Here is a 23060-nt window from a genome sequence, read left to right as displayed (position 1 = left end):
GCCGCATCGGTGCTCGCCTCTCGGCATGACCCAAACCCAATTCCCGCTTGAACGGAAGCTAACCCCGCGTCAAACTTTGTGCAATGCACAATGACCTGAGCAACTGCAAAAAATCACGTCGAGGGGCGGCGCTCCTGCTTGGCCGGCGCCATCCAGATTTCGGCGTCGAGCCGCTTCGTCGCGAGGCCGCGGGCGATGGCCTCGGCACTGCCGGCACTCTTGGCCGCGGCCGCCGCCTGACGCTTGCTGATCAGCAAGCCGTCGGCCAAGGCGCGGTTTCCCGAAAAGACCCGGGCCAGGAATGGCGTGCGACTGGCTCGCGTGCGCGAAAACCGTGCCGCCATGGTCTGCCTGGCCGTATGGGCGACAACTTCATCGATCCAGCCCTCCACCAGCCGCGCGCCCGGCTCCAGGAGCAGCAACCAATCCCCCTTGGCCTGGCGGATGCCGGCAGCGACACCGCCCGTCACGTACTGACAGCCGGCATGCTCGGCCACATGATGCGTCTGGTCGGTAGAGCCTGTGTCGCAGACGATGACTTCACGCACCACGCCTTCGACCGCGCCGCCAATCAGCGAGGCGAGCGTGCGGGCGAGGCCCTCCTCGTCGTTGCGGGTTTCGATGAGAACACTGAGCATCCTTAGCCGAATAGCGGAAAGCGCCCGACAGCGCCAGTTTTGCATCGCACCATAGAAAGTTCTTGCTTTGTTCTTATCAACGAAATAGGAATAATTTCATGAGCAGAGCGATTCGACACAACATGGACAGTCCCTGGGAGCGGGCGAAAATGGAACAGATCGTGCGCGCCGACATTGCAGCTTTCGGAGCAGGAAGAGCCGAGATGGCCAACGCGATGGTCGAGCAGAGCGGCATGCGTGTCCGCCCGGACCGCAACCGCGGCAGGTCAGCGGGTATCAATCCGTCCGGCCGGTTCGAGCCGGTCAGCCGGCACGTGTTCGACGATGGCTGGAATTCGCTGGAGGAACTGCCGCCCTTCAAGACCGAAGTGCAGGTCGAGAAGCCGCGCACAATCATCACCCGCAACGAATCGCCCGACATTTCCTTCGACCGTTCCATCAACCCCTATCGCGGCTGCGAGCATGGCTGCGTCTATTGCTTTGCCCGCCCGACGCACGCGTTCATGGGCCTGTCGCCGGGTCTGGATTTCGAATCGAAGTTGTTCGCCAAGCCTGATGCGGCGCGCTTGCTTGACAAGGAGCTTTCGAAAGACAGCTACCAGCCGCGCACCATCGCCATCGGCACCAACACCGACCCCTACCAGCCGATCGAGAAGCAATACCGGATCATGCGCGAAATTCTCGAAGTGCTGGAAGCGCGCGGCCATCCAGTCGGCATCGTGACAAAGTCCGCTCTGGTGACGCGCGATATCGATATCCTGTCACGCATGGCCGAACGCGGGCTCGCCAAGGTGGCGCTGTCGGTGACGACGCTCGACCGTATGCTGGCGCGCACCATGGAGCCGCGCGCGTCGACACCGACCAAGCGGCTGGAAGCGATCCGGCAGCTTTCGGATGCCGGCATTCCGGCGTCGGTCATGGTGGCTCCTATCATTCCGGGCCTGACCGATCCGGAGATGGAACGCATCCTCGATTCCGCACGTGCGGCCGGCGCGCGCGAAGCGGGCTACGTGATCCTGCGCCTGCCGCTGGAGGTCAGCCCGATCTTCAAGGATTGGCTGCTGCGCCATTATCCCGACCGCTACCGCCATGTGATGTCGCTGGTCCGCTCGATGCGCGACGGCAAGGACTACGATTCGGAATGGGGCAAGCGCATGAAGGGCGCCGGTCCCTACGCCTGGCAGATCGGCCGGCGCTTCGAGATCACAGCCAAGCGGCTCGGCCTCAATGCCGAACGGCGCACGCTGCGGACCGACCAGTTCGTTGCCGCCGGGAAAGACCAGGTGCAGCTGACGCTGCTTTGAGAGACAATTCGTCGCGGTGGTTTGATCCGTCGCGGCACCAGAATCCCGTCCGGCCTGCCCCGGCCTGCAGACGGTGCCCTCCCGGTCCGGCGCCCCACCCGACCCGGAGGGACTTGCGGAGAATCAGAGCCGATGCGAACCTCGCCGCAACATGGCTCGCGCGCGTTCTGATTCTCCGCCTCTCTTTGAGATCATCGAGAAGCCTGACTTCTCCTTCGAGACGAAGGCGATGGCGGAGGGCCTGTGGCCGGTCGCCGGGATGGACGAGGCCGGCCGTGGCCCCCTGGCCGGGCCGGTGGTCGCCGCGGCCGTGGTGCTCGATCCCGCCAACATTCCGGACGGCCTCGACGATTCCAAACGCCTCAGCCATTTGCAGCGTGAGGCCTTGTTCCTGCGAATTCTCGGCTCTGCGCAGGCGGTCTCAATGGCCTCCATCAGCGCCGAGGGCATCGACGGCAGCAACATCCTCAAGGCAAGCCTGGAAGCCATGCGCCGCGCCCTGGTCGGGCTGTCGGTCCGACCGAAACTCGCCCTTGCCGACGGACGCGACGTGCCACCGGGGCTGCCTTGTGAAGGGCGCGCGCTGATCAAGGGCGACCAGCGTTCGCAATCGATCGCTGCCGCCTCGATCGTCGCCAAGGTAATGCGGGACCGCATGATGTGCGGATGCGGCAACCACCACGACCGCTACGGGTTCGAAGTCCATATGGGCTACGCCACGCTTCGCCATCGCACCGCGATCGAAGCGCATGGCCCGGTGGCGCGGCTGCATCGCGTATCGTTTTCGCCGTTCAGGCTGGGTGGCGCTGAAGTGGTTGAAGAAGAGAGCTTTGCTGGGCTGGATTGAACAACGGCGGCGGCGACAAGCCAATCTCCCCCTTGTGGGGAGATTGACCGCTTCGGCGTCTCACGCACTCTCCAAGCAAAAAAGCCGCCAGGTTGCCCGGGCGGCTTTAATTGTATGAGGGCCGTGAGGGCTCAGTTCAGCTTCGACTTCACGTCCGCGAGCGATGCCTTGAACAGATCGGCACCGGCCTTGGCGTCGATCTTGCTGGCAAGCAGCGCGCGCGCTGCCTCGACGGCGATATCGACGGCGCTGGCGCGGACTTCGCTGATGGCGTCACGCTCGGCCTGGCCGATCTTCTGTTCGGCAAGCGCGGTGCGCCTGACAACATAGTCCTCAGTTTTCTTGTGCGCCTCGGCGGCAAGCATATCGGCTTCGCGCTTGGCGGCGGCGACGATGTCGGCGGCCTCCTGCTCGGCTTCCTTGCGCTTGCGCTGATACTGGCCAAGCAGTTGCTGGGCCTCCTCGCGCAGTCGGCGTGCTTCGTCCAGTTCATTGCTGATCCTGGCGGCGCGGGCGTCGAGCGCCTTGGCGATCAGGCGAGGCACCTTGATGTAGACGGCAATGCCCAGGAAGATGACCAGGGCAACCGTGGCCCAGAGCGTCGCGAGAGATGTGTAATCCATGATGCGCTCCTCACCGGGCCACGGATTTGACCGCGGCCGCGATCTCGGCCTTGCTGGCCTTGCCGCCAACCAGGGCTTCGACGATCGCCGAAGCGGTATCCTCGGCGATGCTGCCGACTTCCTTCATGGCATTGGCCTTGATGGAAGAAATGCGGGCTTCGGCTTCGCCAAGCTTGGCGTCGAGCGCGGCCTCGACCTTCTTGCGCGCGGTATCGGCCTCGGCCTTGGCCGCGTCGCTGGCCTGCTGGCCGATCGCGTTGGCCTTGGTCTTGGCTTCCGCCAGTTCCTGCTCGTAGGCAGCAACGGCGGCGTCGGCCTCGCCCTTCAACTTGGCCGCCTGATCAAGGTCCTGCGTGATGCGATCGTTGCGGACATCGATGATGCCGCCGACGCGCGGCATCACCACCCGCTTCAGGAAGAGATAGAACAGCCCGAAGGTGATCGCCAGCCACAGAAGCTGCGACGGGAACGTCGCCGGATCGAATGGCGGAAACGTGCCATGCGCTTCAGCAGGCACGCTGGTGCTGGAATGCGTGTCGCCTTCCGTCGCAGCGTGGCTGGTATCGGCTGATGGCGCGGACTCTTGCGCAAAGGCAGATGTCACGAACATGGACTATCCCCGAAATTCAGGCCCGCCGCTCGCGCGGCCGGCCTGTCCAATCTTCCCGAGTGCTCAGCCGAACAGGGCCAGAAGCGCGATGAGAAGCGAGAAGATGCCCAGAGCTTCGGTCACGGCGAAGCCGAAGATCAGGCGGCCGAACTGGCCATCGGCAGCCGACGGGTTGCGCAGTGCGCCCGCCAGGTAGCTGCCGAAGATGTTGCCGAGGCCAATGCCCGCGCCACCCATGCCCAGGCAAGCGATGCCGGCGCCGATGTACTTTGCTGCTTCTGCGTCCATTTGTTCAACTCCTTTGGATCTAAAATTCCGTTGCGATTCCATCCGGCGCCTATGTTGGAAATTCCTGGGCCGGAAACTTTTGGACCTAATGCCCGGGGTGCAGGGCGTCGTTGAGATACATGCAGGTCAACACGGCAAAGACGTAGGCCTGCAGGAAGGCGACCAGCAGTTCCAGTGCCGTCAGCGCCACCGCCATCGCCAGAGGCAGGATAGAGCCGGCGACGCCGACCGCGCCGAGCGCGCTCAGGCTGACCACGAAGCCGGAGAACACCTTCAGCGTGATGTGGCCGGCGAGCATGTTGGCGAACAGACGAACCGAGAGGCTGACCGGGCGCGACACGAAGGAGATCACCTCGATCAGCACCACCAGTGGCAGCAGGAAGACCGGCACGCCATGCGGCACGAACAGTTTCAGGAAGCCAAAACCATGCTTCATGAAGCCGTAGACGACCACGGTTGCGATCACCAGCACGGCAAGGCCGAAGGTGACGATGATGTGGCTGGTGACGGTGAAGAAATACGGGAACAGGCCAAGCAGATTGGCGACGAGCACGAACATGAACAGCGAGAACACGAGAGGGAAGAACTTCATGCCTTGCGTGCCGGCGGCATCGCGCAACATGTTGCCGACGAACTCGTAGGCCATCTCGGAGACCGACTGAAGCCGCCCGGGAACCAGGCTGCGGCTCGACGTCGTGAGAAACAGGAATCCAGCCGCGACGATCACGGTTGCGACCATGAACAGCGCCGAATTGGTGAAAGACAGGTCATAGCCGCCGATGTCGATCGGAATCAGCTTGTTGATATGGAACTGGTGGATCGGATCGACCTTGTCAGCTGCCACGTTCAAACCCCGTCAATGCCGCGTACGGCCTCGTTACCATTACCGCACATGAAGCGCGGTCATTTCTTGTCGTCTTGGTCACGGCGCGATTTATCGCCCTGTCCAAATTCTGCCACAACGCCGGCGGAACGCATCACATTGAGCACTCCGGCGCCAAAACCAAGCAGCAGAAACACGATCAGACCCCATGGCGATGTCCCCGCCAGACGGTCGATGATCCAGCCGATGCCGGCACCCACCACCACCCCGGCGATAAACTCGCTGGAGAGTTTGAGCGCCTGACCATAACCGGCCACACTGCCCGCTTTCGCGTCGTCTTTCCCCTCGAGCCGGCCCGGCCGCCTTGTCGCAAGCGAAGCTTCAAGGTCACGGCGGCGGCGCTCAAGATCGTCGTCGCGGATATCGGGTTCATGCTGATTGCCGCGGCCGGTTTTTCCGGTTCCGTCTGGCCCATTCTTGTCGGCCATCGCAACCCCCCTGCCCGGTCAGACCGTCACCGTCCGTCCGCTTCTAAAGTCGCCGGCAACATAGTTAGAGGGTTTGCGCCCGTCAAGCCACGGGCGGAAGTTCATTGCCATGTATTTTAGGCAATAAAATCAATCAATTAGAAAGGTGCGACATCGTGCCCGCCATGATGACGAGGATGCATGGCGCGAATCCCCTGCGCAATGGCTCTTCGATAGGCTGCGCGCCACATCAAAGATCAGCGGCTGCTCTGCACTCAGCTCCAGCCGCCGCCATAGGTCCGATAGAAGATATGCAGGCCGATCTTGGTCATCTTCTGCATTGTGCGCGCCCAGCCGGGATGGACATATTGGGCATAGTAGTGGGTCGACGATCCGACCTCCGGGATGAAGATCTTGCCGGCAGTGACGGCCATGGCGATCTCCTGGGCGGTCTTGTAGGCGGCTGGGCTATCGATGCGCTTCTTCCTGCCGTCGCAGGCGAAGGAGAACTGGCAGCGGTTGAACCAGCTGTCGTTCTGGTAGACGACGCCGCAGATCGAATTCGGATAGGTCGGATTGCGGACGCGGTTGAGGATGACCTGGGCGACAGCGGCCTGGCCGCGCACGGATTCGCTCCTCGCCTCGAAATAGATGCCGTTGGCAAGGCATGCCTGCTCCTTTTGGGAGAAGACACTGGCGGGCAGCGGGTTCTGGATCCACGAATGATCGCCCTTGGCCATCGGCGGAATGAAGCGGCCCTCATTGGGCTGCTCGTCCTGAAGGAGGGCTTCGAAGGGCGATGCCTTGGCATAATCAGGCTCGGACTGCGCGTAGGCGGTGGCCAGCACGTCCGGATGGTCGTTGTTGACCAGCGCTGCCAGCATGGCCGGCACGCCGGGATCCGGCTTCTTGTCCTCGCGCGCATGGAATGCCGCGGCGATCTGGATTTCCTTGCCTTTGATCTGCGGCTTGGCGAAAGCCATTTTCAGGCCGCTGTCCATGCTGGGCCGCAGCAAGGAGGAGGTGCGCTCGAAGATCGAGCCGGCGTTGAAGTTCTTCGGCGGTGCGACGGGAGACATCTGGACGATGCGCCCTTTCTTCTCGGCGCGCACGACGCGGTCCTCATCGGGCGTGCCGCTGACTTTGCCGCCCTTGCCGCGAAACGACACGTTGCCGACACCGGCCAGGTGGACACCCGATCCGGAGATGGAGCCGGTGACATCAGAATCGGCAAAGGGCATCTCGGCCGCATGGGTCGAGCCGGCGACGGATTTCTCGACATAGGAATTCCAGCGCGTGCTCGATGCTTCGAGGCCGGAAACCAGGCTCGTCATGTCCTGATAGGCGGCGACCGTCGGAAAGCCGATCCAGATGCCGAAACCGATGACGAGCGGAGCCAGAAAGCCACGTTTTCTCTCACCGGCGGCGGCAACCAGCCGCTTCAACACACGTCGATGCACGGAACACTCTCCAGGAACGCGACTGACCCCACTGGAGAGCAAAATGATGCATTAACCTTGATGGGACGTTAACGGCTTCGATCGGGTTTTCCCGGCCGACCCGAGGTCGTGGTTGCGAAGTCAGGCGATTTTGCGGCCGACTATTCAGGCCGGACGCAGGAAGATCGGCCGGGCGATCAGCGCGCAGATGGCGGCCGCCAGCCAGACGCCGGACCAGGACCAGAGGTGCAAGAGCCCCGGAATGGCCACCGGTACCAGAAAGAAGCCGACAAAAACAAAGGTGTTGGCAAGACTGAGCGCGGTCCCGACATGGCTGGCGCCGGCAAGGGTGGCAAGCTCGGTGTATGCGACGCCGTGCCAGGCGGAGACGGAGATGCCTGCGACAATAAGCACGACTGGAAGGACCGCCAAGCAGATGAGCTGGCCGCCCGGAACGGTTGGGCCGAACAGGACCAGCAGCCAAAGCATGGCGAAGGCAAGGGCGCTGAACGCGCTGCACAAGCGAAGAAATTGGCGGCGGTTGCCGTGACGGTCGGTGAAGCGGCCGCTCCAGATGCGCATGACCATGGCGCCGATCTGAACGGCGGCGAGGCTCGCGCTGATCGCCGCCGTTCCCAACCCAACGAAATCGTGCAGGAACACGGAGGCGAAGGTGAGCACGGCCACCTGCGGAAAGCAGAGCAGGCCGATGGCGGTCGCGATACGCCAAACATCGCGGTTGCGCAGCGGCGCCGGTCCGGCCACAGCCGAAGCGAGATGGCCCTCCCCCGCCGTCGGCGGCTCGTGCAGCCAGCGCCAGGCGAACAGGGCAGACAGAGCGGATGCGCCCGCCAGCACCCCGAACACCGCGCCAAAGCCGAAAGCCAGCGCAAGCGAGGGCAGCACGAGCGCGCCAAGGCCGCCGCCGAGCGGCACCGCCGTCTGCCTGATGCTCATTGCGAAGCCGCGCTCGTTTTCCCGGAACCAGCCCATAATGGCGCGGCCGCTCGAACCGTTGACGCTGCCGCCGAGCAGTCCGGTGATGAGCAGGCTCGCGGCGAGCAGCGTGACGCCGGGAGTACCGGCCTTTGTCGGCACAACCAGCATCGCCATGACCAGGAGCCACACCGCCGTCGCGCCGAGCCCGACCAGGAGCACGCGGCGATCGCCCCAGCGATCGGTGAGCAGGCCCCAGGGCAGTTCGCTGAGCGCGACCCCCAGCCCGAGAAGGCCGAGCGCCAGGCCGAGCTCGGCATTGCCCAGGTGATAGCCCTGGCGAAGAACGACCGCCGTCGCCGGGATGCCGGAGAACGTAGCCGAGAAGGCGGCATTGGCGGCGACGCCGATGCCCAGAACCTTCCAGCGATGGCCCGACTTGAATGCCCTCGCGGCGGAACCGGTATCTTCCAGGAGTTCCGGCGGCTGTCGGTCTGTGCAATTGACAATGGCGGACATGATTTCATTCCCATGCTGCGCTAGCGGTGGCCTTGACGGTCTGTCTCTACCGCCATAGCTTCATCCTTAAAATCAGGAACTTTTAAACTTACTATCCTGAAAAACAGGACTAACACTATGCGACGCGTAACTTTCGACCTCGACGTCCTGCGCAGTTTCGTCACCGGCATGGAACTGGGCAGCTTTGCCAAGGCCGCTGACCGGCTTGGCCGGTCGACGTCGGCGGTGAGCGCGCAATTGAAGAAACTGGAAGAACAGGCGGCGACGCCGATCTTCCGCAAATCAGGACGCGGCCTCGCTTTGACCGAGGCCGGCGAGACCATGCTCGGCTATGCGCGCCGGCTGATCGAATTGAATGACGAGGCGGCATCCGCCATCCACGATGTCGAGTTGGAAGGCTGGGTACGGCTCGGCTTGCAGGAAGATTTCGGCGAGGCGGTGCTGCCTGATGTGCTCGGCCGCTTTGCCCGGGCGCACCCCAAGGTCAAGATCGAAGCCAGGATCGCGCGCAGCCACGAACTTGCCGAACGGGTCATGTCGGGCAATCTCGACATCGCGCTCGCTTGGCACTGCGGCGAAACGCTGCCCTACAGCCAGCATGTCGCCGATGTGCCGATGCGTTGGATCGGGCCGGCAAAGCGCATCGAGACCAGCCTGCGGCACGGTGAGCCGCTGCCGCTGGTGGCGCTCGAAGCGCCATGCCTTCTGCGCACGGTGGCAACCGAAACGCTCGACCGCGCCGGGCTGTCGTGGCGGATGGCCTTTTCCAGCCCGAGCCTTGGCGGCATCTGGGCAGCCGTGGCGGCGGGACTGGGGCTGACGATCCGCACCGACATCGGCCTGCCGGCCAGCGTCAGCGCGATGACGCCGGAGATCGCCGGATTGCCCGCCCTGCCCAAGATGGCGTTGTTCCTGCATCGCAAGGACGCCGAGGCGGAGCCGGTGGCGGCCCGCCTCGCCGATATCCTGCTGGACGCCGCACGGCAAGCGCTGCCCGAAAATGCGCGGGTCAGCGACAACGGCCTGCGCAACGTGGCGTGATCATGAAGCGCCAGGTGGGCGCCGACGATCAGCTGCGTTTCTTGTTTGACCTGCCGGCGAACGGGTTGTCCGACGTGCGCAGCGCAATGCGGATCGGTACGCCGGGCATGTCGAAGGCTTCGCGCAGGCTGTTGGAGAGATAGCGGACATAGGATTGCGGCATCGCATCGGGCCGCGAGCACTGGACAACGAAACCCGGCGGCCGGGTCTTGGCCTGGGTGACGTATTTGACCTTCAGCCGGCGCCCGGCCACGGCAGGCGGCGGATGGTGTGCCAGGATGCCTTCCAGCCAACGGTTGAGCTTGCCGGTCGAGACGCGGCTGTTCCACACCTTGTGCGTCCTGATGACGGCATCCATCAGCTTGTCGAGGCCGCGCCCGGTCTCGCCGGAGACAGGTACGGCCTGGAGGCCGCGCGCCTGGGGAAGAAGCCGTTCCGTCTTCTCGCGCAGTTCGGCCAGAAGCTCCTGGGGATGGTCGATCAGATCCCATTTGTTGAAGGCGATCACCGGCGCCCGGCCTTCCCTGATGATCAGGTCGGCGATCTGCAGATCCTGCTTCTCGAAGGGGATGGTGGCGTCGAGGACGATGATGACGATCTCGGCAAACCGGATGGCGCGCAGGCCGTCCTGCACCGACATCACTTCCAGCTTTTCGTGGATCCTGGCCTTGCGGCGCATGCCGGCCGTGTCGAACAGTTTCAGGCGGCGGCCATGCCAATCCCAATCGACCGAGATCGAATCGCGGGTAATGCCGGCTTCCGGTCCGGTGAGCAGCCGCTCTTCGCCGATCAGCGCGTTGATCAGCGTCGACTTGCCGGCATTGGGACGGCCGACAACGGCGATGCGCATCGGCTTGGTGTCGTCATAGGCATGCTCGGCATCCGGATCGACGATATCCTCGCCGATCAGCACCTCGCCGGCAGCGACGTCTTCGTCTTCGCCATCTTCTTCTTCGCCGAAGGCGCGCGCTTCGCCGAGCGCGCCGATCACGGCGTCGCGCAAATCGGGCATGCCCTGGCCATGCTCGGCCGAAACCGGGATCGGCTCGCCAAGTCCGAGTTCCCAGGCTTCCAGCATGCCGCCCTGGGCGCCCTTCGCCTCGGCCTTGTTGGCGACCAGCACGACCGGCTTGCCGGACTTGCGCACGATCTCGGCGAAGGTCCTGTCGTCAGGCAACAGGCCGGACTTGGCGTCGATGGTGAAGAAGATCAGGTCGGCTTCGCGGATGGCGATCTCGGTCTGCGCACGCATGCGGCCGGGCAAGGTCGAGGCGCCAGCGTCCTCGAAGCCGGCGGTGTCGATGACATCGAAATGCAGGTCGTAGAGCTTGGCGGCATGGACGCGACGGTCGCGGGTGACGCCCGGCGTGTCGTCGACGAGCGCCAGCTTCCTTCCCACCAGCCGATTGAAAAGAGTCGATTTGCCGACGTTAGGTCTGCCGATGATGGCGACTTTGAAGGTCACGACGCACTGCCCGACCCGCGGATCAGCTCGGACATCAATGTTGCGCGCTCGCGGGTGTTGCGCGGGGCGCCGTCATCGGCGGCGATCTGGTCGAACAGTTTCAGCGCATCCTGCGTCTTGCCTTCCTTCCAGGCGGAAAGGCCGAGTGCCTCGCGCGCCGTGTGGCGCAGCGTGTTGGTGTCGGATGTGAGCGCTTCGACACGGCTGGAGACGTCGGCAAAGGAGCCGTGGTCGACAAGCAGCAGTGCTGCCCGCAGGCGCGCCATGTCGCGAATGCCCTGGGGAATGGCCGTATCGGCGGCGACTTCGTCGAAATCCTTGACGGCGGCGGGGACGTCACCCTTGTTCGCCTTGACGGTCGCGCCGCGCATGCGGGCGAGCAATGGATAAGCGCCGTAGCCATCCTTCTCCAACTGATCGAGCGCGGTCAGCGCCTCATCGTTCTTGCCGTCATTGGCGAGCTTCAGCGCCTGCGAGAACGCATCGCCCGAGCGGTTGGCGCGCGTCTCGTCCCAATAGCGGTAGCCGACGAAGGCGGCGGTGCCGAGCACCACGAGGATCGCAACGACAATCAGAGCGGGGCCAAAACGGTCCCACAGCGCCTGCGCCTGTTCGCGACGGATCTCGTCGTTGACTTCACGGATAAAACTGTCGTCGGACATCAAATCAAACCATTCCTGCCCCGTCGGGCCTTTGTCAGCCCGCGTTTTAGCGAAATTTTGCCGGCATGGAAGGGGTTCAACCGGAAAATCGCCTATTGTCCGGGGCAAACGGATGTTTGCCCCGGACAAGCAGCCGAAAAGGCTCATCGCACCCACGCCACATTTAGGCGATAGCCGGCGTGCAGACGTTCCCCGAGTGAAGATCAGATTGCCTATGCTTCGTCCGTTCCGCGTTGTTGCGTTTTCGCTTGCCGCGCTCACCACTGGTGGCGGGGCTTTGGCCGATCCGCCGGTGCCGGCAAAGCCGAAACAGGTCGTCATCATCTCATTCGACAGCGCCCGCGATATTTCGCAATGGAAACGCAGCCGGGCATTGGCTGAGCGCACCGGCGCGCATTTCACCTATTTTCTGTCCTGCGTCTTCCTGCTGTCGACGGAGACGCGCAAGGAGTACACCGCACCCGGCAAAAGCGCCGGCAAATCCAACATCGGCTTTGCCGCCTCCAAGCAGGAAGTCACCGAGCGGCTCGAACAGATCGGCCTTGCCGCGCATGAAGGCCACGACATCGCCAGCCATGGCTGCGGCCATTTCGACGGCAAGGACTGGAGCAAGGCGGACTGGCTGAAAGAGTTCAGTTCGTTCGAGCACATTCTCGAAAACGCCTATGCGATCAACGGCATTGCACCCGAACCACAGGGCTGGCGCGATTTCGCGCGGCATGCGGTGGTCGGCTTTCGCGCGCCGTACCTGTCGACCAGCAAGGCGCTTTACGAAGCGCTGCCGGCGGCCGGATATCAATTCGATGCCAGCGGCGTCTCGCAAGGCCCTGCCCGACCGACGGCCAGCAACGGCATCATGCACTTTTCCCTGCCTCAGATTCCCGAAGGACCGAAGTCGCGGCCGGTGATTGCCATGGACTACAATCTCTATGTCAGGCATTCCGGCGGCTTCGAGCGGCCAAGCCAAGCGGGCGAGTTCGCCAACCGGACCTATGCTGCCTTCCGCGCCGCCTTCGACAGGCAGTATGCGGGAAAACGCATTCCGCTGGAACTCGGCTTCCACTTCGCGCTGATGAATGACGGCGCCTACTGGAACGCGCTGGAGCGCTTTGCCGGCGACGTCTGCGTCAAGGCGGATGTCGAATGCATCAGTTTTCGCGACTATGTTTCGCGCCAGGATGCTGGCCAAAGGCAGGTCTCGGTCGGCGGCTGAGCCGCCAACCCGGTTCGATTTCCAACCTCGGTCTTTAGGCCGGATCCTCGGCGCCCTGCCTTGCCAGATAGCGCTGGTCGATTTCAGGCAGCGGCTCGCCTTGGAGCGTCGCCTCAAAGGCGCGCAGGCGCTTGTGGACCGATTGCAACTCGACGATGGTCGACCAGGAGGTGAGCAGAAATTGCAGCGAACCGGTCACCTTGCCGAACGCGTTCGAAATCTGATTCAGCGCGCCGAACGTTATCTTGTGCGCCACCAGCGAGGGACCGAGGATCAGCAGCGAGAAAATGTTGTCGGCCTGCAGGTAGGTGTAACGGACGACGTTGAAATAGATGTAGTGAAAATAGAGCCTGAAATAATTGTGACGAACATTCTCGAACAGCTCGGCGGTGGTGGCCGGCTGGGCCCGGTCCGCATGATCCTCGCCGTAGACGAGTTCCTTGCGGTAGGCGGCTTCGACACGCTGGTTGCGGAACTGCAGCCCTGGAAGCTTCAGACCGGCAACCATGACCGAGATCGTCCCGAACAGACACCAGGCAAGGGCCGCGACAACCAATGGCTGCGGGATCGCGCCGATAATCGGCAACTCGGTGATATGGGCCTGCAACTGAATCATGACCGGCAGGAATGCGATCAACGTCATGATCGACTGGACGAAGCTGGAGCCGAGATCTTCCATGATCTGCGAGAACCGCATCGTGTCTTCCTGGATACGCTGCGAGGCACCCTCGATATGGCGCAGCCTGCCCCAGTTCTCGACGAAGTAGTTGTTCATCGCCGTGCGCCAACGGAAGATCCAGTGACTGACGATGAAGGCATTGACCACCTGCACATTCATGCCGACCAGCGCCAGCCACGAAAAATCGGCCAATCCGATATAAAATTCGCTGTTGGTAGACTTTCCAGTCCCCGACATCAGGCCCTGCACATAGTCGAAGAAAGGCCCATACCAGGCGTTGACGGCGACACTGACCTGCACATTGAAATAGATGAAGAACAGAATGACCGCGGTCATCAGGATCGACCAGCGCTGCCATGGATGCGGCGAATACCAACTCCAGAATGCATAGAAGACGAGCACGCAGAACGCGAAATAGAGATAGAACCAGAGGAACGGTTTCGATACGAGGATGGCGATGCCGATGAGGGGCGGCGCGCCGGCCGCGGCGGGCGGCAATCCGAAAACCGCACCCAATTGTTCACCACCGAAGAACCAGAACAGGATCGCCGCAAGGCTCCAGACGGCGGCCGAAGTGAAAAAGAGCTTCGGCTGCGGGAAAAAGGATACGAACACTGTGGCGAATTCCTCGATCTAGGCGCAAATCAGCTGACGACAGCGGGCATAAAGTCACACATTAGTGGGAAAGAAAATGCCCGTGCCCGATGCCCGGCACAGCAAGCCCACAATCATGGCGATTTTGGCGCAGCCGACCATGTGATGGCGCCGGAGACGACCAGCATGGTTGCGGCGGTGATCGAGGCGAGGAAGAAATCGCCGGACATTTGCGCCAGAAATCCGGCTGCGACCGGACCGATGATCTGGCCAAGGCCGAACGCAGCCGTCATCAGGGCAAAGATCCGCCGCGGCGCCTCTGGCGCCTGCTGCCGGGCGGCTTGCAGGCCAAAGGCGGTAATGGCAATGAAGGTGCCGCCGAGCAGCACGCCGGCAAGCAGCGGCCCGGTGGCTCCGCCGATGGCGACGCTGGCGGTGACGCCGGCAACTTCGATGAAGCACGCCAGCGCATAGGCGGCATAGAGGCCGGTCCGGGCCGCGATCTTCTGCCAGAGCCAGACGGAGGGAAAGCCCGCAAGACCGGCGACCATCCACACCATGGCCTCGAAGATGCGGCTGCCGCCGCCTTGCCGAACGATGGCGACCAGGAATGTCGCCGTCACCACATAGCCAAAGCCGAACAGGCCGTAGGCGATGATGACCTTGACCAACGACCGGTCCATCCGCAGTGCCGGCTCGCGGGTGACTTCGCCGTTGCCGAGCGGACCCTCATTGACCAACAGAGCGACGAGGACGAAACCACAGGCCGAAATCGTCGCCGACCACAGCCAGCCTGCCGCCCAGCCCGAATGCTCGGCGACCAGCACCGCCATCATCGCCGCCGATGCCGCTATGCCGAGCCCGACGCCGCCGAAATGCCAGGCCTGCAGGTCGTTGCGACCGGCAGCCGCGATATGGCTGAACACGATGCTGGCCATGAACACCATGACGAAGGCGCTGGCCAGACCGGCCAGAAAGCGGATGGCGAGAAAGGCCGCCATCGCTTCGGTCAGCCCCATCAGCGCGGCAAGGACCGCACTGGCGCCAAGCCCCGCCAGCATCAGCAGGCGCTCGCGCCCATGCGCCCAGCCGCCCGCCGCTGCCAACGCGCCGACGAGGTAGCCGAGATAATTGGCCGACGCGATCCAGCCGGCATCGGCAGGCGACAGATGCAGTTCCTGCATCATCCCGGGGAGGATCGGCGTGTAGACGAAACGGCCGATGCCCATGGCAATCGCCATGGCAATCATGCCGGCGAGAGCGAACCGCAGCGCTGTCGAGGTGGCTGATGTCATTGCACTGCACAATAAGTGCAGGGATCGCTGAAACAATCGCCATCTGTTGGGCCAGTGCGTACGCGGGACGTGCTCGCCTCGACTTTCCTCGAGCCGGAACGCTTGGCACCTGCTCAGCAGCGACCGCCGGCGCATAGTGGAACCGTCTCGTGCACTGTCCGCCGTGCCGTCAGCCTGAACGGCACATCGCCCAGTTCGCGCTCCGACATGGTGTTCAGCACCGGATGCGAAAGCGGATCGATCAGCCATCTCTGCGTTTCGCTGTCCTGGCGCGGCTCATGCGAAGTAGTCGCAGCGAAAAAGACCTTCAGCGATGACGACAATATCCTCAGCATTTCCGGCTCCACAGATCTGTCTCTCCCGAGAAAATCTGCCGTTTCGACATGCCTTTCAATTGAGATTTCAGCCGGATCAGTTTAGAAAAACTCAATGGCCATGCTCAACTGCGTCCATCTCAACGGCCTCCGCGCCGTCGAAACCGTTGCCCGTCTCGGATCGCTGGCGGCGGCGGCCGGTGAGCTCAACGTTTCCGTCAGCGCCGTCAGCCAGCAGATAAGCCGTACCGAAAAACAGCTCGGCCAAGCGCTGTTCGAGCGAACGGCGAGCGGTCTCGTGCTGACCGAATTCGGCGCCGTCTTCGCGGCCCGCCTTGGTGCTGGATTTCGCGAGCTTGCCCAGGCCGTAGCGCTGGCCGACGAGGCAACGCAGTGCACATTGGTGGTTTCGGTGGCGCCGGCCTTTGCCTCGAAGTGGCTGTTGCCCAGGCTATCTCGCCACTTCGACCGGCATCCCAACGTGCTGCTGCGCATCGACGCTTCGGTGCGGCTGGCCAATCTCGATCACTCGGACATCGACATCGCCATCCGGCTTGGCGACGGCAAATGGCCTGGTGGGCGGGCGGAACTGCTCTTGGCGCAGGAAGTCTTCCCGGTCTGCGCGCCGGCCATCGCCCAAAAACTGAAATCGATCGAGGACCTTGCCCAGACCTGCGCGATTACCGACGAGCGGGCGATGATCAACTGGGAAAGCTGGTTCGAGACGGCCGGTGTCCCACCTGTCACCTTCCTCAAGGGTGCGCGTTTCACCGACCCGATGCTTTGCCTGGAGTCGGCGATTGCCGGCCATGGCGTGATGCTGGGCTGGCAATTGCTCGCCGCGGATGCGCTGGCCGACGGGCGGCTGGTGGCGCCTTTCGGAATCCGCGCCCAGAGCGGGCTCGGCTATTGGCTGGTGACCTCGTCCGTCAAGGCGGAAAGCCGCAAGGTCCGGGATTTCAAGCTCTGGATCAGGGAAGAGATCGAGGCAACCATGGCGCGGTTCGGGTCCGCAAACCCAGAACCCGCCGGCGCGATCGCGGTGGAAAGCACCGCGCCGACGCTCTATGGTAGGTCGGACATCAAACTACGACAGGCAGGATCATGACCACACATTCGCGCGGCGTTTCCGCATCGATCGACCCGGTGAAGCTCGACAGGCTGGCGGAAGTCGCCATCAAGGTCGGACTGCAATTGCAGCCAGGCCAGGATCTGGTGCTGACTTCATCGATCGCGGCACTGCCGTTGACCAGGCGGATCGTCGAGCATGCCTACAAGGCCGGTGCCGGGCTGGTGACGCCGATCTTCAACGATGACGAGATGACGCTGGCCCGCTACCGTTTCGGCGCCGACGCGAGCTTCGACCGCGCCGCCGGCTGGCTTTATGAGGGCATGGCGAAAGCCTTTGCCAACAATGCGGCGCGGCTTGCCGTGCGCGGCGAGGATCCATCGCTGTTGTCGGCTCAGGATCCGGCGAAGGTGGCGCGCGCCAACAAGGCGAATTCGATGGCGTATCAGCCGGCGCTGGAAAAGATCACCGGCTTCGACATCAACTGGAACATCGTCGCCTATCCGGACCTCGCCTGGGCCAGACAGGTCTTCCCCGGCGATGCCGACGACGTTGCCGTGGTGAAGCTTGCCGATGCCATCTTCGCCGCCTCGCGGGTCGATGTGGAGGACCCGATCGGCAACTGGAAAGCGCACAACGCAGCGCTGCGCAGCCGCACCGAATGGTTCAACGGCCATAATTTCCATGCGCTGCACTTTACCGGACCCGGCACCGACCTGACGGTTGGGCTGGCGGACGGCCATGAATGGATGGGCGGCGCCTCGACCGCCAAGAACGGCATCACCTGCAACCCCAACATCCCGACCGAGGAGGTCTTCACCACGCCGCACGCAAGGCGGGTCGAGGGTCATGTTTCCTCGACCAAGCCGCTGTCCTACCAGGGCACGCTGATCGACGACATTTCGGTGCGTTTCGAAGAAGGCAGGATCGTCGAGGCCAAGGCATCGAAGGGCGAGGACGTGCTGAAGAAGGTGCTCGATACGGATGAGGGCGCGCGCCGCCTCGGCGAGGTGGCGCTGGTGCCACATTCCTCGCCGATCTCGGCGAGCGGGCTGTTGTTCTTCAACACGCTGTTCGATGAGAACGCCGCCTGCCACATCGCGCTCGGCCAGTGCTATTCGAAGTGCTTCGTCGACGGCGCCTCGCTCAGCCAGGACGAGATCGCGGCGCGCGGCGGCAACAAGAGTTTAATCCACATCGACTGGATGATCGGCTCGGACAAGATCGACATCGATGGCGTTCACAAGGACGGCGCCCGCGTGCCCGTCATGCGCAAGGGCGAGTGGGCCTGACCCGCTTACGGAGGGTCCGATGGCCTTCGACCTAGCGGTCAAGCGTATCTACGAGCCACCCGCGCCCGATGACGGGCAACGGGTTCTGGTCGACCGAATCTGGCCACGCGGCGTCAGCAAGGAGGACGCCGCGCTGGCGCTGTGGCTGAAGGACATCGCGCCGAGCGACGATCTGCGCAAATGGTTCGGCCATGAGGCGGCGCGCTGGGCTGAGTTTCAGAAGCAGTACCGAGTTGAGTTGGACGGGAATGAAGATGCGGTGGGTGAATCGCGCGGCCTGCTTCGCCACGGCAAGGTGACACTGCTCTACGGCGCGCATGATGAGAAGCACAACAATGCGGTGGCGCTGGCGGCATTTCTCAGAAAGACGGATTGAAGGGCGCCCACAATCTGTATTGAAGGGCGCCCACAATCTGTAAGGTCGGCGATTGGCCAATCTCCCCCCTTGCGGGGGAGATGCCCGGCAGGGCAGAGGGGGGTGCTGTCCCGCCGACCTGTCAGCCAATCACCGGCCAAATTCTGAGACGAACAGTCAAAGGGTGGCGATCCTTCACACCCCCCTCTGGCCTGCCGGCCATCTCCCCCGCAAGGGGGGAGATTGCAGCGTCGCCGTCTCGCTACGCTACCTCACCGCCGCTTCATAAACATCAGCCTTGAATCCAACCAGCACCCGATCCCCAACCTCCAGCACCGGTCGCTTGATCATGGTCGGCTTGGCCAGCATCAGCGCCTTGGCCTTCTTTTCATCCAGGCCCTGCTTGTCCTTTTCCGCCAGTTCGCGAAACGTCGTACTCGCCTTGTTGAGCAGCTTTTCCCAGCCGACCTTGCCAACCCAGCCGTCAAGACGCTTGGCGTCCAGCCCCTCTGCCCTGAAATCGTGAAAACGGTAGGAAACATCATGGCCCTCCAGCCAGACGCGCGCCTTCTTGACGGTGTCGCAGGTGGTGAAGCCGTAGATGATGATCGTCAAAACAGCGGCCCTTCCGATTTCGAATCTGACCGCAGATTAAGGACGCTCTGCGCGCTTTGCCAGCGGTCGCACCGGTGTCCCAGTGTTTTTGGGCTTGTCAACATTAAGGAATTTTCCTAAGTATTTTCGAGCCGCTTTCGACGACACCCGGGATGACCAATGACAAGCCTTCAGACCACAACTCCGAGCCGTCCACCGATCGACGGCATCTTTCGCGCACTGTCCGATCCGACGCGGCGACGCGTGGTGGAGCGGCTGAACCGCAGCCCTGCCTCGGTCAGCGAGCTTGCCCAACCGTTCGACATGGCCCTGCCCTCCTTCATCGAACATCTCAAAATCCTCGAAGGTTGCGGGCTGGTGCGCTCGCAAAAGACCGGCCGGGTCAGGACCTATCAACTGGCACCCGAGCCGCTGAAGCTTGCCGAAAACTGGCTGGCCGAACAGCGCACGCTGTGGGAGCGCCGCCTCGACCAGTTCGACGCCTATGTGATGACCCTCCAGGAGACAGAAAAATGATCTATCCCCTCAAGCCGGATCCCAGGCTGGACCTCGTGCTGGAGCGCGTCATCGATGCGCCGCGCGAATTGCTGTGGCGCGCCTTGACGACGCCTGAGCATGTCAAGCAATGGTTCACGCCTAGGCCTTGGATGATCACCGACTGCGAGATCGACCTCAGGCCGGGCGGTCTGTTCCGGACGCGCATGCAGTCGCCCGACGGCAATGAGGTCAACGACCGCCATTGCTGCTATCTCGAAATCGTGCCGAACGAGCGGCTGGTGTGGACGGATGCATTGTTGCCGGGTTACCGGCCGTCAGGGGAACCCTTCATCACCGCTGTCATTTCCTTGCAGCCGGACGGCAAGGGCACGCGCTACACCGCCACCGCCATCCATGGCGACGAGGCGACCCGCAACAACCATGAAGAGATGGGTTTCTTCGACGGCTGGGGCACGGTGGCCGATCAGCTTGCGCAGTACGTGAAGACCATTTGAGCCTCTCACATGGCGGCCTGGGACATCGTCCCGGCCGCCATGCTTATTTTTCAACCTTCAGCGACGAGACCGAGCTCCCGCAAGCCGATGGTATTTCACGGCCTCAATAATAGAAGCGCTCTTCGGTGATCTTGCCGTTTTTGACCGTGTAGAGGCCAACTTCATCCATGGTGACACGCTCGCCGGTAGCCTTGGGCGTTATGTCGAACTTGAAGCGCACCGCGAACTGGTCTCCGTTGACGTAGGGGCCCTCGACCGAGCCGCCATGCACTTCATTGTTCTCCTGCCACCATTGGCCCTTCTGCCTGAGCGCCTCCTTGCCATGGGAGATGGCCATCGGCCCCGCCATGGCTTCGAGACTGATTATATCATCGGCGTTGTACTTCTCGGCAGCAGCTTCGTTATCGCCCTGCTTGAGCAGCTCGGTGAAATCCTTGGCAATTTCCGCGATGGTCATTTGTATTCCTCCTGTCAGACGCACTGCAAATGGGGAACAGCTTGCTGGCCTCCATCGTCGGAACGTGCGGTAGCTGACAATCCGTGTCAGGACGGATCGCCCAGCTTGCGAACTACGATGCCAACGGCAAAGGCCAACGATCCAGGAAGAGGTATTTTGTCAGGCCGCGCAGGCTGTGAACAAAGATGAAGTCATGGGCAACGAAGCTGATCGGTTCGATGGGCTGCCGAGAGATGAACTTTTGATCGTAGGCAAGTGTCAGATGCGGAACGAAATGATCCGACGCTTTGAGCCCATTCCTGAGCATCTCGACACCAAGCAATTTGTGAAGTTCAAAAACCGGTCCATCATCGGCGAGAAGCACAAATGGGCGATGAGGTGGCCTGCCCCTTGTTGCCGGGCGACCGGGAAAGCTGCCGACGTGGCCAAACGTGACCTCGAAAGCAGGCATGTGGACACGCTGACCCGATCGAGATCCCGCAAAGACGGTCTTGGACCGCAGCCGCTTGTAGTCGCCGGCATGTTGCAGGCTCAGATGGAACCGTTCAGCCGACAGCAGCGATTCACCGACTTCATGTCGATGACAAAGCTGCGTCTGCAGATTGGCGAATGAACCATAGTCCTTCGGCTGCAAGAACAACCCGAAGAAGGCACGATCCGGCCGCTTCGGTTGCCACGGAGGCTCTGGTATGCCGAAATCGAATTCACCTTGCCGATACATACCCATACGCCCGGCGAAGAACGCTCCTGTTTCTCATCTACGGTTAGAACAAAACAGGAACAATCCTTGGAGTCAAGCGTGGATTTGATCGATGAAACTAACCTGGTAGCACCGGGCAGTTGGCACCACGGCGCAGGCTGATATGCGCCACGTCGCCGACCTGGAATTGAAAACCCTCGGCTTGGCGCGGCGCGTCTATGACAACAGGTGCGCCCTGCCCGAGTTCAGCGTGCAGACGCAACGTGCGGCCGTGAAAGACGATGCTGTTGACGCGTGCCGGCGCTGTGCCGGGCGCGGCCTCGGTCATCGCCAGGAGATCTTCCGGCCGCACGCCGACGGTGTGCATGGCGTCCTCGGCGAGAGCTTCGCCGGTTTCAGAAATGGCCTCCAGCGGTAGGGCGCCGGCGGCGAAGCGCAGGCGATCGCCGTCTCGGCCGACGAAGCGCGATTGCAGGAGATTCATGGTGCCGATGAAGCTCGCCACAAACTTCGTGGCGGGCCGGTCATAAAGTGTGGCCGGCGGCGCAATCTGCTCGATGCGGCCCTTGTTCATGACGACGATGCGGTCGGAGATCGACAGCGCTTCGGTCTGGTCGTGGGTGACCATGACGAAGGTGGTGCCGAGCCGCGACTGCAGCCGCTTCAGTTCAACCTGCATCTGTTCACGCAGATGCGCATCGAGCGCCGACAACGGCTCGTCGAGCAGTAGCACGCGTGGTTCGCAGACGATGGCACGCGCCAGTGCGACACGCTGGCGCTGGCCGCCCGACAGTTCGGAGACGCGGGCGCCAAGCTTGTCGGCGAGGCCGACCATGTCAAGGGCTTCGCCGGCGCGCTTTGCCTGTTCGGCTCCAGACAGTTTGCGCAGCGATAGGCCAAAGCCGACATTTTCGGCGACATTCATGTGCGGGAACAGCGCGTAATCCTGGAAAACGGTGTTGACCGGCCTGTCGAACGGCCGAAGTGCCGTGATATCGCGACCATCGAGCAACACCTTGCCGGTCGTCGGGCTTTCGAAGCCGGCGATGACGCGCAGGCTGGTGGTCTTGCCGCAACCCGACGGCCCGAGCAGCGTGATGAACTCGCCGCCGACAATGTCGAGATCGACGGCGTCGAGCCCGACGATGCCGCCAGGAAAAATCTTCGAGACAGCCTGTAGCCGCACAAGTGGATCAGGCGCCATCGCGAACCTCGGATGGCTTCGTGGTGTTGACCCAGAGGATCTGGCAACGCTCGGCGCCTGGATTGCGGAAGGCATGCAAAAGCGTGCTCTTGAACGCAAAACTGTCGCCGGTCTTCAGCACGTAATTTGTCGAATCAACCACCAGTTCGACCTCGCCCGACAGCACGAAGCCGAATTCATGACCGGCATGCGCATAGGCCTCCGCGGTGCCGCCGCCGGCTTCCACCGTCACCAGCATGCCGGTCAGCGTCGCGCCCGGCGGCGACAGCAGCGCCTTGGCAATGCCTTCCGACTTGACCGGGATTTGCCGTCGCTTATCGGCACGCACGCAATAGAGATCGTTGACGGCATCGTTGCCGTCGGCGATCAGCGCCGACGGCTCGATGTCGAGGGCGGCGGCGAGCGGCCAGATCACCTTGACGCGCAGCGAGGACATGCCGCGTTCGATCTGGCTCAACGCACCGATCGACACGCCGGCTTTTGCCGCAAGATCGGCCAGCGACAGGTTGCGCTCCAGCCGCAGCGCCCGCACGCGCCGGCCGACCCGCACATCGGCATCGTCCTTCGGCTTCTCAGCAGCTTCGTCCAGTATGTCCATCAATTCCCGACCTCGTTTGCA

27 protein-coding genes are annotated in these 23060 nt (G+C 62.8%); 9 read left to right on the top strand and 18 right to left on the bottom strand.

Annotated elements, in window-relative coordinates:
- Positions 1-113: 113 nt before the first annotated feature.
- Complete coding sequence (locus NKI66_RS06370) at positions 114-638, bottom strand: glycosyltransferase (protein ID WP_023808672.1); 525 nt, start codon at positions 636-638, stop codon at positions 114-116.
- A 149-nt stretch (positions 639-787) separates the two neighbouring features.
- On the opposite strand from NKI66_RS06370, the gene NKI66_RS06365 reads away from it, so the two are divergent.
- Together NKI66_RS06365 and rnhB are read left to right on the top strand one after the other, a co-directional pair.
- Positions 788-1942, top strand: coding sequence for a PA0069 family radical SAM protein (locus tag NKI66_RS06365; RefSeq protein ID WP_023808673.1), 1155 nt, complete (start codon positions 788-790; stop codon positions 1940-1942).
- Positions 1943-2093: 151 nt separating this feature from the next.
- On the top strand, positions 2094-2789 hold the full coding sequence (gene rnhB / locus NKI66_RS06360; RefSeq protein ID WP_023808674.1) for a ribonuclease HII: 696 nt from the start codon (positions 2094-2096) through the stop codon (positions 2787-2789).
- A 131-nt stretch (positions 2790-2920) separates the two neighbouring features.
- Here the strand turns inward: rnhB and NKI66_RS06355 are convergent, their stop codons facing one another.
- From NKI66_RS06355 to NKI66_RS06325, 7 genes are all read right to left on the bottom strand, one after another.
- A complete protein-coding gene (locus tag NKI66_RS06355) occupies positions 2921-3412 on the bottom strand; it encodes a F0F1 ATP synthase subunit B (protein ID WP_352751258.1) in 492 nt (163 codons plus the stop codon).
- A 10-nt stretch (positions 3413-3422) separates the two neighbouring features.
- Positions 3423-4022, bottom strand: coding sequence for a F0F1 ATP synthase subunit B (locus tag NKI66_RS06350; protein WP_352440006.1), 600 nt, complete (start codon positions 4020-4022; stop codon positions 3423-3425).
- 63 nt (positions 4023-4085) lie between these two features.
- A complete protein-coding gene (locus NKI66_RS06345; RefSeq protein ID WP_006206606.1) occupies positions 4086-4310 on the bottom strand; it encodes a F0F1 ATP synthase subunit C in 225 nt (74 codons plus the stop codon).
- Positions 4311-4395: 85 nt separating this feature from the next.
- The gene (locus tag NKI66_RS06340; RefSeq protein ID WP_023808677.1) at positions 4396-5154 is read right to left on the bottom strand and encodes a F0F1 ATP synthase subunit A; all 759 of its coding nucleotides are present in this window, start codon (positions 5152-5154) and stop codon (positions 4396-4398) included.
- 59 nt (positions 5155-5213) lie between these two features.
- On the bottom strand, positions 5214-5621 hold the full coding sequence (locus tag NKI66_RS06335; protein WP_023808678.1) for an AtpZ/AtpI family protein: 408 nt from the start codon (positions 5619-5621) through the stop codon (positions 5214-5216).
- Between the two features lie 254 nt (positions 5622-5875).
- Positions 5876-7060: a cell wall hydrolase gene (locus NKI66_RS06330; RefSeq protein ID WP_023808679.1), complete on the bottom strand. Its 1185-nt coding sequence runs from the start codon at positions 7058-7060 to the stop codon at positions 5876-5878.
- 144 nt (positions 7061-7204) lie between these two features.
- Positions 7205-8494 (bottom strand): MFS transporter, encoded by a 1290-nt coding sequence (locus tag NKI66_RS06325; RefSeq protein ID WP_352751256.1) that lies wholly within the window; start codon positions 8492-8494, stop codon positions 7205-7207.
- Between the two features lie 117 nt (positions 8495-8611).
- Between NKI66_RS06325 and NKI66_RS06320 the strand changes: the two genes are divergently transcribed.
- Positions 8612-9535 carry a LysR substrate-binding domain-containing protein gene (locus NKI66_RS06320; protein ID WP_352751254.1) on the top strand — a complete coding sequence of 308 codons (924 nt, stop codon included), beginning with the start codon at positions 8612-8614 and terminating at the stop codon, positions 9533-9535.
- 28 nt (positions 9536-9563) lie between these two features.
- Here NKI66_RS06320 and der read toward each other — a convergent pair whose 3' ends face one another.
- A complete protein-coding gene (der, locus tag NKI66_RS06315; protein ID WP_352751253.1) occupies positions 9564-11000 on the bottom strand; it encodes a ribosome biogenesis GTPase Der in 1437 nt (478 codons plus the stop codon).
- Positions 10997-11662, bottom strand: coding sequence for a tetratricopeptide repeat protein (locus tag NKI66_RS06310; RefSeq protein WP_023808683.1), 666 nt, complete (start codon positions 11660-11662; stop codon positions 10997-10999). The genes der and NKI66_RS06310 overlap by 4 nt, the downstream gene beginning before the upstream one ends.
- A 214-nt stretch (positions 11663-11876) precedes the next feature.
- Here NKI66_RS06310 and NKI66_RS06305 point away from each other — a divergent pair, with 214 nt between their 5' ends.
- Positions 11877-12875 (top strand): polysaccharide deacetylase family protein, encoded by a 999-nt coding sequence (locus NKI66_RS06305; RefSeq protein WP_023808684.1) that lies wholly within the window; start codon positions 11877-11879, stop codon positions 12873-12875.
- 34 nt (positions 12876-12909) lie between these two features.
- Here the strand turns inward: NKI66_RS06305 and sbmA are convergent, their stop codons facing one another.
- The 3 genes from sbmA to NKI66_RS06290 form a co-directional block, all read right to left on the bottom strand.
- Positions 12910-14169, bottom strand: a complete 1260-nt coding sequence (sbmA, locus tag NKI66_RS06300; protein WP_023808685.1) for a peptide antibiotic transporter SbmA — start codon at positions 14167-14169, stop codon at positions 12910-12912.
- Between the two features lie 113 nt (positions 14170-14282).
- A complete protein-coding gene (locus NKI66_RS06295) occupies positions 14283-15443 on the bottom strand; it encodes a YbfB/YjiJ family MFS transporter (RefSeq protein WP_128302465.1) in 1161 nt (386 codons plus the stop codon).
- 113 nt (positions 15444-15556) lie between these two features.
- Positions 15557-15778: a hypothetical protein gene (locus tag NKI66_RS06290; protein ID WP_352550895.1), complete on the bottom strand. Its 222-nt coding sequence runs from the start codon at positions 15776-15778 to the stop codon at positions 15557-15559.
- 94 nt (positions 15779-15872) lie between these two features.
- Here NKI66_RS06290 and NKI66_RS06285 point away from each other — a divergent pair, with 94 nt between their 5' ends.
- The 3 genes from NKI66_RS06285 to NKI66_RS06275 are packed head-to-tail and all read left to right on the top strand — an operon-like array spanning position 15873 to position 18494.
- Positions 15873-16865 (top strand): LysR substrate-binding domain-containing protein, encoded by a 993-nt coding sequence (locus NKI66_RS06285; protein WP_352751250.1) that lies wholly within the window; start codon positions 15873-15875, stop codon positions 16863-16865.
- Positions 16862-18118, top strand: coding sequence for an aminopeptidase (locus NKI66_RS06280; protein ID WP_352751248.1), 1257 nt, complete (start codon positions 16862-16864; stop codon positions 18116-18118). Before NKI66_RS06285 ends, NKI66_RS06280 begins: the two co-directional genes overlap by 4 nt.
- Before the next feature lie 19 nt (positions 18119-18137).
- Positions 18138-18494 carry a DUF488 domain-containing protein gene (locus NKI66_RS06275; RefSeq protein ID WP_352751246.1) on the top strand — a complete coding sequence of 119 codons (357 nt, stop codon included), beginning with the start codon at positions 18138-18140 and terminating at the stop codon, positions 18492-18494.
- Positions 18495-18740: 246 nt separating this feature from the next.
- Here NKI66_RS06275 and NKI66_RS06270 read toward each other — a convergent pair whose 3' ends face one another.
- Positions 18741-19088 (bottom strand): ArsC family reductase, encoded by a 348-nt coding sequence (locus NKI66_RS06270; protein ID WP_352751244.1) that lies wholly within the window; start codon positions 19086-19088, stop codon positions 18741-18743.
- Positions 19089-19247: 159 nt separating this feature from the next.
- Here NKI66_RS06270 and NKI66_RS06265 point away from each other — a divergent pair, with 159 nt between their 5' ends.
- Both NKI66_RS06265 and NKI66_RS06260 read left to right on the top strand, forming a co-directional pair.
- On the top strand, positions 19248-19604 hold the full coding sequence (locus NKI66_RS06265; RefSeq protein ID WP_023808692.1) for an ArsR/SmtB family transcription factor: 357 nt from the start codon (positions 19248-19250) through the stop codon (positions 19602-19604).
- Positions 19601-20080, top strand: coding sequence for an SRPBCC family protein (locus NKI66_RS06260; RefSeq protein WP_023808693.1), 480 nt, complete (start codon positions 19601-19603; stop codon positions 20078-20080). The genes NKI66_RS06265 and NKI66_RS06260 overlap by 4 nt, the downstream gene beginning before the upstream one ends.
- A gap of 103 nt (positions 20081-20183) precedes the next feature.
- Here NKI66_RS06260 and NKI66_RS06255 read toward each other — a convergent pair whose 3' ends face one another.
- The 4 genes from NKI66_RS06255 to NKI66_RS06240 form a co-directional block, all read right to left on the bottom strand.
- Complete coding sequence (locus NKI66_RS06255; RefSeq protein ID WP_023808694.1) at positions 20184-20537, bottom strand: nuclear transport factor 2 family protein; 354 nt, start codon at positions 20535-20537, stop codon at positions 20184-20186.
- A 112-nt stretch (positions 20538-20649) separates the two neighbouring features.
- Positions 20650-21258, bottom strand: a complete 609-nt coding sequence (locus NKI66_RS06250; protein ID WP_128302459.1) for a 2'-5' RNA ligase family protein — start codon at positions 21256-21258, stop codon at positions 20650-20652.
- Positions 21259-21355: 97 nt separating this feature from the next.
- Positions 21356-22441, bottom strand: coding sequence for an ABC transporter ATP-binding protein (locus tag NKI66_RS06245; RefSeq protein WP_128302458.1), 1086 nt, complete (start codon positions 22439-22441; stop codon positions 21356-21358).
- Positions 22431-23039: a cupin domain-containing protein gene (locus NKI66_RS06240; protein WP_128302457.1), complete on the bottom strand. Its 609-nt coding sequence runs from the start codon at positions 23037-23039 to the stop codon at positions 22431-22433. Before NKI66_RS06240 ends, NKI66_RS06245 begins: the two co-directional genes overlap by 11 nt.
- Positions 23040-23060 lie beyond the last annotated feature (21 nt).

Source organism: Mesorhizobium sp. M0518 (genome assembly GCF_040321125.1).
In the GTDB taxonomy this organism is placed as follows: Bacteria; Pseudomonadota; Alphaproteobacteria; order Rhizobiales; family Rhizobiaceae; genus Mesorhizobium.
This window is presented reverse-complemented; position numbering and strand designations above follow the sequence as displayed.